Source organism: Pseudomonas sp. PDM05 (genome assembly GCF_014851685.1).
GTDB lineage: Bacteria > Pseudomonadota > Gammaproteobacteria > Pseudomonadales > Pseudomonadaceae > Aquipseudomonas.
Map to the genome: position 1 here is coordinate 954,981 of NZ_JACVAC010000001.1, position 15,555 is coordinate 970,535.

Annotated in this window: 14 protein-coding genes; 5 read left to right on the forward strand and 9 right to left on the reverse strand. The window is 60.9% G+C overall.

The window, feature by feature from the left end:
* Positions 1 to 14 precede the first annotated feature (14 nt).
* Positions 15 to 854 carry a xanthine dehydrogenase accessory protein XdhC gene (xdhC, locus tag IB241_RS04470; RefSeq protein ID WP_192297143.1) on the forward strand — a complete coding sequence of 280 codons (840 nt, stop codon included), beginning with the start codon at positions 15 to 17 and terminating at the stop codon, positions 852 to 854.
* Positions 855 to 866: 12 nt separating this feature from the next.
* The gene (guaD, locus tag IB241_RS04475; protein ID WP_192297144.1) at positions 867 to 2,171 is read left to right on the forward strand and encodes a guanine deaminase; all 1,305 of its coding nucleotides are present in this window, start codon (positions 867 to 869) and stop codon (positions 2,169 to 2,171) included.
* A 139-nt stretch (positions 2,172 to 2,310) separates the two neighbouring features.
* Here guaD and IB241_RS04480 read toward each other — a convergent pair whose 3' ends face one another.
* Entirely contained in the window at positions 2,311 to 3,075 is a 765-nt protein-coding gene (locus tag IB241_RS04480; RefSeq protein ID WP_192297145.1) for a GntR family transcriptional regulator, read from the reverse strand.
* 214 nt (positions 3,076 to 3,289) lie between these two features.
* Here IB241_RS04480 and IB241_RS04485 point away from each other — a divergent pair, with 214 nt between their 5' ends.
* A complete protein-coding gene (locus tag IB241_RS04485) occupies positions 3,290 to 4,480 on the forward strand; it encodes a benzoate/H(+) symporter BenE family transporter (protein WP_192297146.1) in 1,191 nt (396 codons plus the stop codon).
* Positions 4,481 to 4,517: 37 nt separating this feature from the next.
* Here the strand turns inward: IB241_RS04485 and IB241_RS04490 are convergent, their stop codons facing one another.
* Complete coding sequence (locus IB241_RS04490) at positions 4,518 to 4,862, reverse strand: YggL family protein (RefSeq protein WP_016979277.1); 345 nt, start codon at positions 4,860 to 4,862, stop codon at positions 4,518 to 4,520.
* A gap of 237 nt (positions 4,863 to 5,099) precedes the next feature.
* On the opposite strand from IB241_RS04490, the gene dacB reads away from it, so the two are divergent.
* Complete coding sequence (gene dacB / locus IB241_RS04495; protein WP_192297147.1) at positions 5,100 to 6,560, forward strand: D-alanyl-D-alanine carboxypeptidase/D-alanyl-D-alanine-endopeptidase; 1,461 nt, start codon at positions 5,100 to 5,102, stop codon at positions 6,558 to 6,560.
* A 26-nt stretch (positions 6,561 to 6,586) separates the two neighbouring features.
* On the opposite strand, the gene IB241_RS04500 is transcribed toward dacB, so the two are convergent.
* Positions 6,587 to 8,986, reverse strand: coding sequence for a diguanylate cyclase (locus IB241_RS04500; protein WP_192297148.1), 2,400 nt, complete (start codon positions 8,984 to 8,986; stop codon positions 6,587 to 6,589).
* A gap of 140 nt (positions 8,987 to 9,126) precedes the next feature.
* Positions 9,127 to 11,391, reverse strand: coding sequence for a bifunctional 23S rRNA (guanine(2069)-N(7))-methyltransferase RlmK/23S rRNA (guanine(2445)-N(2))-methyltransferase RlmL (gene rlmKL, locus IB241_RS04505; protein ID WP_192297149.1), 2,265 nt, complete (start codon positions 11,389 to 11,391; stop codon positions 9,127 to 9,129).
* A gap of 532 nt (positions 11,392 to 11,923) precedes the next feature.
* On the opposite strand from rlmKL, the gene rmf reads away from it, so the two are divergent.
* Positions 11,924 to 12,139: a ribosome modulation factor gene (rmf, locus tag IB241_RS04510; protein ID WP_002553055.1), complete on the forward strand. Its 216-nt coding sequence runs from the start codon at positions 11,924 to 11,926 to the stop codon at positions 12,137 to 12,139.
* A 123-nt stretch (positions 12,140 to 12,262) separates the two neighbouring features.
* On the opposite strand, the gene IB241_RS04515 is transcribed toward rmf, so the two are convergent.
* The 5 genes from IB241_RS04515 to IB241_RS04535 all read right to left on the reverse strand — a co-directional run bounded on the left by IB241_RS04515 (position 12,263) and on the right by IB241_RS04535 (position 15,505).
* On the reverse strand, positions 12,263 to 13,288 hold the full coding sequence (locus IB241_RS04515) for a quinone-dependent dihydroorotate dehydrogenase (RefSeq protein WP_192297150.1): 1,026 nt from the start codon (positions 13,286 to 13,288) through the stop codon (positions 12,263 to 12,265).
* Between the two features lie 86 nt (positions 13,289 to 13,374).
* Positions 13,375 to 13,836: a transglycosylase SLT domain-containing protein gene (locus tag IB241_RS04520; protein ID WP_192297151.1), complete on the reverse strand. Its 462-nt coding sequence runs from the start codon at positions 13,834 to 13,836 to the stop codon at positions 13,375 to 13,377.
* On the reverse strand, positions 13,829 to 14,215 hold the full coding sequence (locus IB241_RS04525; protein ID WP_192297152.1) for a winged helix-turn-helix domain-containing protein: 387 nt from the start codon (positions 14,213 to 14,215) through the stop codon (positions 13,829 to 13,831). Before IB241_RS04525 ends, IB241_RS04520 begins: the two co-directional genes overlap by 8 nt.
* Positions 14,216 to 14,381: 166 nt before the next feature.
* Positions 14,382 to 14,597 (reverse strand): FliM/FliN family flagellar motor switch protein, encoded by a 216-nt coding sequence (locus IB241_RS04530; RefSeq protein ID WP_192297153.1) that lies wholly within the window; start codon positions 14,595 to 14,597, stop codon positions 14,382 to 14,384.
* Between the two features lie 14 nt (positions 14,598 to 14,611).
* Positions 14,612 to 15,505 (reverse strand): secretin N-terminal domain-containing protein, encoded by an 894-nt coding sequence (locus IB241_RS04535; protein WP_318652581.1) that lies wholly within the window; start codon positions 15,503 to 15,505, stop codon positions 14,612 to 14,614.
* Positions 15,506 to 15,555: the final 50 nt, after the last annotated feature.

Below are 15,555 nucleotides of genomic sequence, written 5' to 3' on the forward strand. Positions count from 1 at the left end.
ATGTTGAGGTAGACATGAACAACTGGATCAGCGCCCTCGCCCACCTGCAAACCAGCGGCGAACCCTGCGTGCTCGTGACCATCATCGAAGAACTCGGCTCCACACCACGCAATGCCGGTTCCAAGATGGTGATCAGCGCCGCCCAGACCTTCGACACCATCGGCGGCGGGCACCTGGAATACAAGGCGATGCAGATCGCCCGGGACATGCTCGTGCGTGGCCAGCAGAACACCCATCTGGAGCGCTTCAGCCTCGGCGCCAGCCTGGGCCAGTGCTGCGGCGGCGTGACGGTGCTGCTGTTCGAACCCATGGGCCAGGTGCAGGCACAGATCGCGGTGTTTGGCGCCGGCCACGTCGGCCGCGCGCTGGTGCCGTTGCTGGCGAGCCTGCCGTGCCGGGTGCGCTGGATCGATTCGCGTGAACTGGAGTTTCCGGAACATATCCCCCAGGGCGTGCGTAAAATCGTCAGCGAAGAGCCGGTCGACGAAATTGCCGACCTGCCAGCGGGCAGTTACTGCATCGTCATGACCCACAATCACGCGCTGGACCTGGAACTCACCGCCGCCCTGCTCAAACGCAACGACTTCGCCTACTTCGGCCTGATCGGCTCGAAGACCAAACGCGTCAAGTTCGAACACCGCCTGCGTGAGCGCGGCTTCGACGCCGCGCAATTGCAACGCATGCGCTGCCCCATGGGCCTCAGCGAGGTAAAGGGCAAATTGCCGGTAGAGATCGCCATCTCCATCGCCGGCGAGATCATCGCCACCTATAACGCCAATTTCGGCCAGCACACCGCCAGCGCCGAACCCATTGCCAAACTGCTGCCGGCTTCACGCCGCAGCCAAGCCATTTGAATTGAGATAACCATGCCTTTGACTCGCAAAGCCTACCGTGCCGCCATTCTGCACAGCATCGCCGACCCCGCCGAAGTTGGCATCGAAGCCTCCTACGAGTATTTCGAAGATGGCCTACTGGTGATTGAGAACGGTCAGATCAGCGCTGTTGGCCATGCGCAGGACCTGCTGCCGACCCTACCTTCCGACATCGACATCACCCACTACCAGGATGCGCTGATCACCCCCGGCCTGATCGACACCCACATCCACCTGCCGCAAACCGGCATGGTCGGCGCCTACGGCGAGCAGTTGCTGGACTGGCTCAACACCTACACCTTCCCGTGTGAAAGCCAATTCGCCGACAAGGCCCACGCCGAGGAAGTCGCCGACATCTTCATCAAGGAACTCCTACGCAACGGCACCACCACTGCGCTGGTGTTCGGCAGCGTGCATCCGCAGTCGGTGAATGCGTTCTTTGAAGCAGCGGAAAAACTCGACCTGCGCATGATCGCCGGCAAGGTGATGATGGACCGCAATGCCCCGGACTACCTGACCGACACCGCCGAAACCGGCTACCAGCAAAGCAAGGCGCTGATCGAGCGCTGGCACGGCAAGGGCCGCCTGCACTACGCCGTGACGCCACGCTTCGCACCGACCAGCACGCCGGAACAACTGGCGCTGGCCGGGCAACTGCTGGGGGAATACCCGGACCTGTACATGCAGACTCACATCAGTGAGAACAAGCAGGAAATCGAGTGGGTAAAAGAGCTGTTCCCCGAGCGAAACGGCTACCTGGATGTGTACGACCATTACCAGCTGCTCGGCGAGCGCTCGGTGTTTGCCCACGGTGTGCACCTGTGTGATGACGAGTGCGCGCGGTTGGCGGAGACCGGTTCGGCGGTGGCGTTCTGCCCGACGTCGAACCTGTTCCTCGGCAGTGGTTTGTTCAACCTGCCGATGGCGGAAAAACACAAATTGAATGTAGGACTGGGCACGGACGTGGGCGGCGGCACCAGCTTCTCGTTGCTGCAAACCTTGAACGAAGCCTACAAGGTCATGCAGTTGCAGGGCGCGCGATTGAGCCCGTTCAAGTCGCTGTATCTCGCCACATTGGGCGGCGCACGGGCGCTGCGCCTGGAAGACAAGATCGGTACGTTGCAGCCGGGCACGGATGCGGATTTCCTGGTGCTGGACTACAACGCCACGCCGCTGCTGAGCTATCGCTTGAAACAGGCCAATGACATTGCCGAGACGTTGTTTGTGCTGATGACGCTTGGGGATGATCGGACGGTGTTGCAGACCTATGCGGCCGGGCAATTGGTACACCAACGCTAATCCAGCAAACACCACAAAACCAATGTGGGAGCGGGCTTGCTCGCGAATGCGGTATGTCAGTCACAGATGTTTCGACTGATCCACCGCATTCGCGAGCAAGCCCGCTCCCACATTTTTTGTCCCCGGTGATTCAGGGAAATTACAGTTTTACTGAAGAGCGCCCCGGTTTCTTGGTCTGCAACAGGTGCGAAAACACCGCATGCAAATCATCCGACGCACTTTCCTCATCAAGGTTGAGCTTGCTGTCGATGTGATCCATGTGATGCATCATCAGGTCCACGGCCAACGCCGCGTCCCGCGCTTCGATCGCATCGATCAACTGGGTGTGTTCATCGTAGGAGCAGTGCGAGCGGTTGCCGCTTTCGTACTGGGCGATGATCAATGACGTCTGGGACACCAGGCTGCGCTGGAAGCTGATCAGCGGCGCGTTTTTCGCCGCCTCGGCCAGCTTGAGGTGGAATTCGCCGGAGAGACGGATACCCGCCCCACGGTCGCCACGGGAAAAGCTGTCGCGCTCGTCGTTGACCATCTGGCGCAGTTCGGCCAATTGTTCGGCAGTGGCGTGCTGGACCGCCAACTCGGTAATCGCGCGTTCTACCAGACGCCGCGCCATAAATACCTGGCGGGCCTCTTCCACACTCGGGCTGGCAACCACTGCACCGCGGTTGGGCCGCAGCAGCACCACGCCTTCATGGGCCAGGCGCGACAGGGCGCGACGAATGATGGTGCGGCTGACGCCGAAGATTTCGCCCAGTGCCTCTTCGCTCAATTTGGTGCCGGGTGCCAGGCGTTGTTCGAGGATCGCCTCGAAGATATGCGCGTAGACAATATCGTCCTGGGTTCCGCTGCGACCGGCCTTGCCAGCTCGCGGTTGTTTCTTGAGAGGTTGCAACTGTTCGTTCATGGGCACTCGGGTCGGGAGAACGGCGGCGAAATAACGGTAATACGGCAACAGCGTGTTGCTGGCAAGTATCACCTAAAAACAGCGCACATTGTACACAACCGATTGCGCCAACACACTGTACGGCTGTTTGCGGTCTCGGCTGTATTGCAATGAGTGGTTACGTTTGAGTTTAGGCTTGAATCAGCAATTTCTCTGGTTAAAGGAACACCTTTCTATGTCCGAAGCCGCCCAAGCGCCGCTGCGCCCGCTGGCCGACACCTCTGCATCGGCGATCGTCGCCGGTTTCATCGCCATGATGACTGGCTATACCAGCTCCCTGGTGCTGATGTTCCAGGCCGGCCAGGCCGCCGGTTTGACCACGGCGCAGATTTCCTCGTGGATCTGGGCGATTTCCATCGGCATGGCGGTGTGCAGCATCGGCCTGTCCTTGCGCTATCGCACGCCGATCACCATTGCCTGGTCGACACCCGGCGCCGCGTTGCTGATCACCAGCCTGGGTGGAGTGAGTTACGGCGAGGCCATCGGTGCCTACATCACCTGCGCGGTGCTGGTGACGATCTGTGGGTTGACCGGCAGTTTTGAAAAACTCGTCAAGCGCATCCCGGCGTCGCTGGCTGCGGCCTTGCTGGCGGGGATCCTGTTCAAGATCGGCAGCGAGATTTTTGTCGCCGCGCAACACCGCACCGGCCTGGTGCTGGGGATGTTTTTCACCTACCTGATCATCAAGCGCCTGTCGCCGCGTTATGCGGTGTTGGCTGCGCTGGTGCTCGGCACGCTGCTGTCGGGGTGGATGGGCCTGTTGGATTTCAGCGGCTTCCACCTGGAAGTGGCGACGCCGGTATGGACCACCCCGCACTTCTCCCTGGCGGCGACCATCAGCATCGGCATCCCGCTGTTCGTGGTGGCGATGACCTCGCAAAACATGCCCGGCGTGGCCGTCTTGCGGGCAGATGGCTACAACGTTCCAGCCTCGCCGCTGATCACCGCTACGGGCCTCGCATCCCTGGTACTGTCGCCTTTCGGTTCCCACGGCATCAACCTGGCCGCGATCAGCGCGGCGATCTGCACCGGGCCTCACGCCCATGAAGACCGTAACAAGCGCTACACGGCGGCGGTCTGGTGCGGGGTGTTCTACGGGATTGCCGGGGTGTTTGGCGCGACGCTGGCGGCACTGTTCGCCGCATTGCCCAAGGAACTGGTGCTGTCGATCGCGGCGTTGGCATTGTTTGGCTCGATCATCAATGGCCTGAGCATCGCCATGAACGAGCCGAAGGAGCGGGAAGCGGCGTTGATCACCTTTATGGTCACTGCGTCAGGCTTGACGCTGTTTTCCATCGGGTCGGCGTTCTGGGGGATTGTCGCGGGGGTGTTGACGCTGTTGATTCTGAATGGGCGCAAGGCATAAAAAAACGGCGACCCTCAGGTCGCCGTTTTTTTCAGTATCACTTAGCCGCGTTGATCGGCTTTTCCGGATACCACACGTCCAGCAACGGGCTGACTTCAGCCTTGGTCAGCTCGGAACGGGTTTTCAGCCAGGCTTCAACGGCAGCACGCTGCTCTTCGGAGACCGAGCCACGCTTCTGCAAGCAAACCAGACCGAAGTCATCGCCGCCAACATAGCCCAGACCGTTGGCTTCCATGGCTTCTTTGATGAATGCTTCGAGGAAAGCGTCGATAGCTTCTTCACTCAGGCCTTCGTTGAAGTCCAGGTTCAGTTCGAAACCCAGCTCTTGAAATTCATCAACGCACAGTTTTTTGCGCAGACGCTGGGAACGGTTAGTCGCCATTGGAACAATCCTCTTAAGTAATAACGGGCGGCACTTTAGCAGTTTAAGGCGGCGATTGCCCGACTCTCTGGGACGGGCGGCAAATTGCCTGCAAAAAAACGCCGATTTCCAGCTATCGTTCAGCTACAACAGGCCCCACCTTGGGGCATAATGCCGACACTTTCATGACCAATGAGGGATTTTCTGTCTATACCCCTCGCCTTTTTCACCCTTCTCAGCAGTAGGGTTTTATTCTTTATGATCAAATCTTTTCGTCCATTGCTCCTTGCCGGTCTGCTCTTGCCATTGGCCTTCTGCGTCCGCGCCGCCCCCGTCAACAACAGCCTGCCGCCGAATGTCCAACAGGCGCTGTCCAAAGCCAAACTGCAAAACAATGCACTGTCCCTGGTAATGATCCCCCTGAACGGCCCGGGCACGCCTACCGTCTTCAACGCCGATGTCTCGGTCAACCCGGCCTCCACCATGAAGCTGGTCACCACCTACGCGGCTCTGGAAATGCTGGGGCCCAACCACCAGTGGAAAACCGAGTTCTACACCGACGGTACCCTCAGCGGTGGCGTGTTGCACGGCAACCTGTACCTCAAGGGCGGCGGTGATCCCAAGCTGAACATGGAAAAACTCTGGCTGCTGATGCGCGACCTGCGCGCCAACGGTGTGCAGCAAGTCACCGGCGACCTGGTGCTGGACCGTGCCTTCTTCAAACAGCCGCTCTTGCCCGAGTTCAATGACGATGGCAACGACGAGAACAAGCCGTTCCTGGTCAAGCCCGACGCCCTGCTGGTCAACCTCAAGGCCCTGCGTTTTGTGACCCGCAATGATTCGGGGCGGGTGATCGTCTCGGTCGAGCCGCCAATTGCCAGCATCCGCATCGACAATCAGGTCAAGGTGTCCAACGCCAAGCAATGCACTGGCGATGTGCGCTACAACCCGGTAACGGCCGCCGATGGCAGCGTGACGGTGACCGTCAGCGGCCAGTTGGCCGATGGCTGCAGCTCGCAGACGTACCTGTCGCTGCTCGACCATGCCACCTACACCGCCGGCGCCGTGCGGGCGATCTGGCAGGAGCTGGGCGGTTCCATCCTGGGCCGCGACATTCAGGCACCAGTGCCCAAGGATGCCAAGGTACTGGCTCGGGCGTTCTCGCCGGACCTGGCGGAAATCATCCGCGACATCAACAAATACAGTAACAACACCATGGCCCAGCAGTTGTTCCTGAGCCTGGGCGCGCAGTTCCGCAACGATGCCGACGGTGACGACGCCAAAGCCGGCCAGCGTGTCGTGCGCCAATGGTTGGCGAAAAAGGGCATCACCGCGCCGCACCTGGTGATGGAGAACGGCTCCGGCCTGTCCCGTGCCGAACGTGTCAGCGCCCGCGAGATGGCCGCCATGTTGCAAGCGGCATGGAAAAGCCCCTACGCGGCGGAGTACATCAGCTCACTGCCGATTGCCGGCACCGACGGCACCATGCGTAAACGCCTGAAGACCACCGCGATGCGCGGCGAGGCCCACGTCAAGACCGGTACCTTGAACACCGTGCGCGCCATCGCCGGATTCAGCCGCGACAACAACGGCAATACCTGGGCGGTGGTGGCAATCCTCAACGATCCGAAGCCGTGGGGGGCATCGTCGGTGCTGGATCAGGTGTTGCTGGACCTGTACCGCCAGCCGAAGGCGGTGGCGGCCGCGCCAGTCCTTTAATCTGTAGGAGCGGGCTTGCGGCGGTCTCACGTACGCAAGCCTTCAACCTCCACCCGGTCCCTGCCCGCCTGCTTGGCGACATACACCGCCGAGTCCGCCCGCAACAGCAAGCCATCGATGCCTTCATCCACCCGCCAACTGGCCACACCAAAGCTGGCAGTGACAATGCCCACCGGCTCCATCGGCGCATTGCGCAACGACTGCCACAATTCCATCGCCAGGCTGTAGGCCTGCTTGCCGTCGGTGTTGGGGCACAGCACCATGAACTCTTCACCGCCCAGACGGCAGAACACGTCGGTACGCCGCAGGCGCACGCTGATGCGCCTGCACAGCTCCTGCAACACCCCATCGCCCACGCCGTGGCCATGCTGGTCGTTGATCCGCTTGAAGTGGTCAATATCCAGCATGATCAACGACAGCGAACCGCAGACGCGGTTGAGTCGTAACATCTCGGCCTTGAGGCGGTCCTGGAAATAGCGGCGGTTGTGGATGCCAGTCAGAGAGTCGGTGATGGAGAGCGCGCGCAGCTCTTCCTCGACCCGTTTCAGATCGGAAATATCCGACACGTAGCCATGCCACAAGGTGCCGCCTCCCGGTAATTCTTCCGGCGTGGCTTCGCCGCGAATCCAGCGCAGGCCGCGTTGCGGCAACTGCACACGGTACTCTTCACGCCAATGGCTCAACTGCAACGCAGATAGACGAATCGATGCCCGCACCCGCTCCACATCCAGGGGATGAATGCGCTCAAGCACCCGGCTGGCGTCCTGTTGCAACGTGCCTGGCTCGATTTCATAAATATCGCGCATGCCATCGCTGGCGTAGATGAAACGCCACTTTTCGTGGGCTTCGAGGGTGAACTGGAAGATCCCGCCGGGCACGTGGGCACTGAGTTTCTTGAGCAGGCGGTCCCGCGCGGCCAGGGCCTCGTAGGCGCGCTTTTGCTCGGTGATGTCAAGGTAGATCGCCAAGTGCCCGACCCACAAGCCATGGTCATCAAGCAATACGGTGGCCAGCATATTCACGGTCAGTTGGCTGCCGTCCCGGCGCTTGAGGGTCCACTCCCGAGCCTCGTGCTGGTGGTCGGGGCGCTCCACCAGCATCGCCTGGCTTGGCGGAATCCGTTTGCCCATGGCCATGCTCAGCGTGGCGGCGCGGGCATCGAGCTCCGATTCCAGGTGCAGGCTGTCCAGGGTCAAGCGCCCCAACACATCCTCGGACTTGAACCCCAGCATCTGCTCGGCCCCCGCATTGAAGGTGTTGATCACGCCGCGCAGGTCGGTAGCAATGATTGCGACTTGGGTCGCCGCATTCAGCACGCTGCGCAGTTGCCCATGGGCGCCGCGCAACTCCAGCTCTCGCACACGCAACTGCTCGGTGCGTTGCTCGACCAGTTTCAGCGCGCGCTGGCGCTGGCTGACCAACACATACAGCAACGCGCTGAGCAACAGGCTAAGCAGCCCGCCCATGGTCAGGATCGTACTCATCGAGGAATGGTTGGCCTGGTCGAACACCTGGCTCGGACGCAGGTTCAAGGCATACACATGATCCCCCAGGCTCAGCCGGCGTGCGGCCACCAGGTCGCTGCTGCCCGGCGCATTGCTGGACTCATACAGTGCGCGCTTGCGGATGTCGGACGTGTCGATGATCTGCATGACCAGGTTGTCACGGTTCGGCTTGGGCAAACCGTCGGCCACCAATTGCCGCATGCTGATCACCGCCATCACATAGCCGTAGGGCTCAGCCTGGGATTGTTGGGTTTCGGGCAGCTTACTCACGGGTGCCACCAGCAAGACGCCGGCGGCGTAGGCTGGTTCGACGCCGACCAGTTGCATGGGTTGCGACACGGCCAGCTTGCCCGTCTTCAACGCGCGCTCAAGAACTGAACGCCGCAGCGGCTGGGCCAGCAAGTCAAAGCCCAGGGGCGAGCCGAGCAGGCTCTGGGTCTGGCTGTAGAGCACCGGCACGTATTCATCGCGCTCGGGCGCCGACGCCAGCTCTCCTTGGGCATTCAGCTCACGAATGCTGAACGGCTCACCGCGCTGGCGCGACACGTCCTCTTCAAACGCACTGCGCTGGTCGCGAAACACCCGTGGCGCCCAGGCATAAGCACGGGTCCGCAACAGCAGGGGCTGGGCAAAACCATCGAATTCTTCGCGGGAAACCTCGCCGGAGTTGACGAAAAAACGCCGCAGGCTGCCCAGGCGTTGCTCCTGGTCCTCGAAGCGCTCTTGCAGGCGGGTGTAGCGTTCATTGACCAGCAGTTGAAAGCGTTGGCGCACCTGCTGCTCGTAGAGGTCGGAGGCGGCCCAGGCGATGATCAACGTCAGCGCGCCACCGGCCAGGAACACCATCAACGCCACCAGCCAAGCCGATGCCTGCTCACTGATAAAACCTAGGATTTTCGGGCGAACAGCTTGCAACGGCATAGGCAACACTCACAACGCCAGCGTGCGGGGGGTGTCACTTTGGCTAGGCATTAAGTTATAGCCATCGGCCCTGTATTTGACCAGCGCAAAAAAGCCGCAAGCCCGGAAAAATCCAGGCTTGCGGCTTTTTTTAGGAGCGATCAGCGTGCAGTGATTTTCCACGCCCGGTGAATCTTCGCGTTGCGCGCGAAATCCGGGTCAATGGTCTTGTCACTGATCTCTTCGACCGCATAGCGCTCGCTGAGGTTGTCCTCCAGCGCGAACTTGCGGAAGTTGTTCGAGAAATACAGCACGCCACCCGGTGCCAGGCGGGCCATGGCCAGGTCAAGCAACTGCACGTGGTCACGCTGCACGTCGAAGATGCCTTCCATGCGCTTGGAGTTGGAGAAGGTCGGCGGGTCGATGAAGATCAGGTCGAACTCATCACGACTGGCTTCCAGCCACGCCATCACATCGCCCTGCTCCAGCCGGTTCTTGTCGGAGAAACCGTTGAGGGAGAAGTTGCGACGCGCCCAGTCCAGGTAAGTCTTGGACAAATCGACACTGGTGGTGCTGCGTGCGCCGCCCTTGGCTGCGTGCACACTCGCGGTAGCGGTGTAGCAATACAGGTTGAGGAAACGCTTGCCGGCCGCTTCTTTCTGGATACGCATGCGCATCGGACGGTGGTCGAGGAACAGGCCGGTGTCGAGGTAGTCGGTGAGGTTGACCAGCAACTTCACGCCGCCTTCGCTGACCTCAGTGAACTTGCCCTGGGCGCTCTGGCGCTCGTACTGCTTGGTGCCACTCTGGCGCTCGCGGCGCTTGACGACGACGCGGCTCTTGTCGATGTTCAGCGCCTGGGGAATCGCGGCCAGGGCATCAAACATGCGGGCGGAGGCTTTTTCCGGGTCGATGGACTTCGGTGCGGCGTATTCCTGCACATGCACCCAATCGTGGTACAGGTCGATGGCCATGGAATATTCCGGCATGTCGGCGTCGTACACGCGGTAGCAATCCACGCCTTCGCGCTTGGCCCACTTGCCCAGCAGCTTGAGGTTCTTTTGCAGGCGATTGGCGAACATCTGCCCGCCTTCACTCAGGCGTGCCTGTTCAACCACCGGAGCCGGGGCGGGCTTGATCGGGTTGCCGTTCTTGTTGTACTGGCGCTCTTGCGGCTCGACCGGGGCTTGATCGTAAGCGGCTTGCTCACGTTCCGCCTGGCGTTGCTCTGGCGTGCGACGCTCGCCGGTGACGAACTGGTCGGGGTTGACCTTGATCAGCAGCAATTTGCACGGCAACGCACCGTTCCAGAACGAATACTGCTTGTGGCTGCGGATGCCCATGCGCTTGCCCAGGTCCGGCGCGCCGGTGAACACCGCCGCTTCCCAGCCCATGCACGCCTGGCGCAGGCGCTCGCCGAGGTTCTGGTAGAGGTACAACAGGCTGGCTTCGTCACCCAGACGCTCGCCGTACGGCGGGTTGCAGATGACCAGGCCTTTCTGGTTCTGGTCCGGGCGCGGCTCGAACGTGCCGACTTCGCCCTGGTACACCTTGATCCAATGGCTCAGGCCCGCGCGTTCGATGTTGTTGCGCGCAGGTTGGATCAGGCGCGGGTCGGCTTCATAGCCACGAATCCACAACGGCGGTTTGTTCATGCCGATCGCGGCACGTTCCGACGCTTCGGCGTGAAGTTTCTTCCACAAAGCCGGGACGTGACCGAGCCAGGTGGTGAAGCCCCACAACTCACGGTTCAGGTTCGGTGCCATGTCGGCAGCGATCATCGCGCCTTCCACCAGGAAGGTACCCACGCCGCACATCGGGTCAGTCAGCGCGCCGCCTTCGGCAGCGATGCGCGGCCAGCCGGCACGGATCAGCACGGCTGCCGCGAGGTTTTCCTTCAACGGTGCTGCACCCTGCTGCAGACGGTAGCCGCGCTGGTGCAGGCTGTGGCCGGAGAGGTCGAGGGACAGAATGGCTTCGCCACGGTCCAGGCGCAGGTGGATGCGCAGGTCCGGGTTGATCTTGTCGATGGACGGACGTTCGCCGGTCGGGGTGCGCAGCTTGTCGACAATCGCATCCTTGACCTTCAGCGCGCCGAAGTGGGTGTTGTCGATGCCCGAGCCATGGCCGCTGAATTCCACGGCCAAGGTGCCGTCCGGCACCATGTGATCGGCCCATTCGATGTCCAGCACGCCGTGGTAGAGGTCTTCGGCGTCCTTCATCGGGAAGCGCTTGAGCACCAACAACACGCGGTTGGCCAGGCGCGACCAGAGGCACAGGCGGTAGGCGGTTTCCATGTCGGCCATGCCGCGCACGGCCGAGGTGTGCTCGCGGGCTTCCTCAAGGCCAAGCCCGATGGCTTCCTCGATCAGCAGGCCTTCGAGGCCCTTGGGGCAAGTGAGGAAGAGTTCAAAACGGTCCGACATGGGGCATTCCAGGCTTTTCAGCAATAAATGAACGGGCGACGCATCGCCGGCTCGGTTTTCAATCAAGCACTTTTCTTGAAGAGTGCTCGCGTGGCACGAATGTGCCGTCCCACCCCGCCTGCAGGCCCTTTGGGCGTTGAGTGACGGGGCAGATCGATAAAGTGCAGCAACAAAAGGAAATATTCCGACCCTTCGTCGAATAATAACCGACTGCAACGGGCGGGCATTCTCACTAAAGGATTAAACCCATCCTCTTTGCAGGGTGCATCATAGCTGGGTTTGCCAGACAAATGGGGCGAAAAGCCAGCCCAGCTTATGGCTATAGCATCGTTATCGTTACGTGCTTATGACAAAACGATCATTGAATCCATGTGACCTATTGGTTAGAACTCAACACAGGTTGGCGCCGTAACGACGCCGACACATAGGCTCGCCACGCCGGCAGCGAGCCCACCAACGGCAGAAAAACTCTGCCCGGCTCCCAACGGGGCCGAAGGATATCAAGACAGTCAACAAGTGAGGGAAACACCCTATGAGAAGACTTAAGCGTGATCCGTTGGAAAGAGCGTTTTTACGCGGATATCAATATGGCGTTCATGGCAAATCCCGTGAGCTTTGCCCATTTACTCTACCGTCGGTACGCCAAGCCTGGATCAACGGCTGGCGAGAAGGACGCGGCGACAACTGGGACGGTATGACTGGCACTGCGGGAATCCACAGACTCAACGAACTTCACGCCGTCGGCTAATAAGGGCATTCAATTCCGACACACACTGTTGAAGCGATAACGACTTAACCATGCACGTCCTATCCGGGCGGCGGGCTTCGGCCCAGGGGGCTCCTTTATGGAGCCCTTTTTAATGGGCGCTTGTCAGGCCTTTGGCAGTGCGGCGATGGCATCCACCGCCTGGCGGATCAGCGCCGGGCCCTTGTAGATGAACCCGGAGTACAACTGCACCAGGCTGGCGCCGGCAGCGATCTTCTCGGCCGCATGCTTGCCTTCGGTGATACCGCCCGCGGCGATGATCGGCAAGCGCCCGGCCAGTTCGGCGGCCAACACCTTGACGATATGGGTGCTCTGCTCACGCACCGGCGCACCTGACAGGCCACCCGCTTCGTCGCCATGGGCAAGGCCTTCGACACCGACACGACTGAGGGTGGTGTTGGTGGCAATCACTGCATCCATACCCGAATCCACCAGGGCCTGGGCCACCAGTACGGTTTCTTCGTCGCTCATGTCCGGGGCAATCTTGATCGCCAACGGCACGCGCTTGCCATGGCGTACGGCCAGGTCTTCCTGGCGCTGGCGCAGGGCTTCAAGCAATTGCTTGAGGGAGTCACCGAACTGCAGGCTGCGCAGGCCCGGGGTATTGGGTGAGCTGACGTTGACCGTGACGTAGCTGGCATGGGCGTAGACCTTGTCCAGGCAGATCAGGTAGTCATCCACCGCACGTTCCACCGGCGTGTCGAAGTTCTTGCCGATATTGATGCCGAGGATGCCCTTGTACTTCGCCGCCTGAACCCGCGACAGCAGGTTATCGACCCCCAGGTTGTTGAACCCCATGCGGTTGATGATCGCCTCGGCTTCCGGCAAGCGGAAGATGCGCGGCTTGGGGTTGCCCGGCTGCGGACGCGGGGTCACGGTGCCGATTTCGACAAAACCGAAACCCAGTTGCGCGAAGCCGTCGATGGCCGCGCCGTTCTTGTCCAGGCCAGCCGCCAGCCCGACCGGGTTGGGGAAATCCAGCCCCATTACCGACACCGGCATCTTTGCCGGCGCCTTGCATACCAGGCCATTGAGCCCCAGGCGGCCACCGGCACCGATCAGGTCCAGGGACAGATCGTGGGAAGTTTCCGGAGAGAGTTTGAACAACAGCTGGCGGGCCAGGGTATACATGGGCGGGCTAGACTCGGATGGCGGCGAAAGGTGACGGCGATTATAGCCGCGGTGGCGCGCTGCATGCGAGGCGTGCCGCCCAATCATCAGCTGCGATTGGCGACCAGTTCCTCATAACGCGCCCAGATCTTCTGCGCATACTGCATCCGTAGCGCATCACGCTTGGGGCCGGAGCCTACACCGACGTTATAGGAACCCACGGCGGTCCAGTTGTAGCCAAAGCGCTGAATAAACTCGGAAAGAATCGAAGCCGCTACCTCTATCGACAGACACGGCTCGCTCAACAGCCTCTCTTCGGTAATGCCCTGGTTGAGCAATCGCGGCAAATGAATGCTGTTGATCTGCATCAGGCCGATGTCTCGCGTGCCATTACGATTGGCGGTGTTGATCGCGCTGGCGCGGTAGCCTGACTCTACTGCCGCGATGGCCTGCAGCAACTCCGGCTCAATGTCGTAGCGGCTGGCCACTTCGTCCCAGCAGTACGCCAGTGCCGGGGTGCTGCCCATCAATAGGCTCAGCAACAACCCTTTGCTCCACACCTTAACCATTGCTCACCTGCCCACACACCGAACACACATACGCGACCGGCGCGGGATCATCCGCCCCGGTCCGCACCTCGCAGGTAAAGCGATAGCCCCTGCCATAGATCGTCTTGATAAAGCCCTTGTCGCCCTTCAAGTGCTTGCGCAGCGAGTAGATGCAACGCGTCAGTGATTCCTCGGCCACCTCGCCACGAGGCCAGGCCAGCTCCAGCAAACGATCCTTGGTCATCAGCGTGCCGGCCGAGGCCAGCAGCAACCGCAAGACCTGCCCCTCTTTGGGCGGCAACTGAATGTCCACCTCCCCGCTGGTCAAACGGCCATCGCCATGCAAGGTCCAGCGGGCAAAGACGAGGGGCGCCGTCGATTCATCAATCGCGACAGCCATACGTACCTCTGCATCCAACTACTGACATTGAGTTCCCTATTTTCCTGTACCGACTCACCCACCAACCGCATGACTATAAAAAACCGTCCTACACCTCGCGCCAGGACAAAACCCATTCATCCCGCGATTTTCGGAAGCGTGCCTTAGGACAATTCCTTGCGCGGCCCTACCGACCTAGCCACTCCTGGTAGATCTCATGCAGCTCAACCCCTAACCGATCCTCCAACTGCACCAGCTCGCCCAACGCCATTAAATGGCCGTTAACCCGAACTTCGACGCAGCGGGTGATGCCCGGTGCCAAGGGCAGCACCTTCCCCACGTCAAACGCCGCCAGACGCTTGCGACTGATCAGTTGCTCCTGCAGAAGTATTTCCAGGTGCATGGGAAAACGCCTATTCATTGAGAAATTTCGCGACCCGGCCGCATAAATGCACGTTGCACACGCTTGGACTGCTCGGCACTCAGCAGCGGTGGCACAGCATTGTCGGCCTGCCACAACGCGGCATCATCCGGCGGTTTGAAGACATCCAACTCCGCCACCCACTTCTTGATCAGTGTCACCTGGGCGGGCTTGCCCTTGATCAGCAAGCTGTTGGTATCGGGGTAGGCAATCAGCGCAAGACGGGCGTCAGCCGGCGCGCCCTTGCGCTCCTTGGCGAGGCGGGCCTCGATCAGCGAAACCATCCCCGGCACCGTAATCGTGTTTGCGCCCGCCCCGTAACTGCGATCCGCCACGTCACGGTTGAACACCTGCACCACACCAAACGCCGCTGCGGGCTCGGCTGGTTTGCGGTCCATCAGTTGTGCCAGGCGCAGTACCCGGTCCACATAGCTTGGCGGGCCCGACACATAGAACGTACGCGCTCCGCTTGCACGCAGCGGATAACGCGATTCATCAAGCCCGGCACGCCCCATCAGGCTGCGCAGCCGAGCGACGGAAATGTAGCGGAGCGCCACCGCCGAGCTGCGCGCTTCACCAGCGTCATAGAGGTACACCACGCGCCCGTGGCTGTACCAGATCAACCCTTCGCGCTCGGCCAGCAGTTCCAGAACCTGTTGCGGGGTCTCGAAATCGAATACGCCACTGACCTGCCGGCGAGCGGCTTGAGGACTGACCACCACCGGCAAACCCAGGGGCACGGAAAGCGCAGTAAAAAACCTGCGCAGGCTTTGATCCTGCGCCAGATAGAGCTCACCCCGGGCAAACGAGGAGCCCAGCAACAACGCAACGCACAACAACCAGTTGCACAGCCGGTGGCGGGTCATGCTTGCACGGGAATCAGTCTGCACCTTGGGGTTTCCTGGGCGGCCGGGCGTAAAGAAACGGCCATACTGAAAGG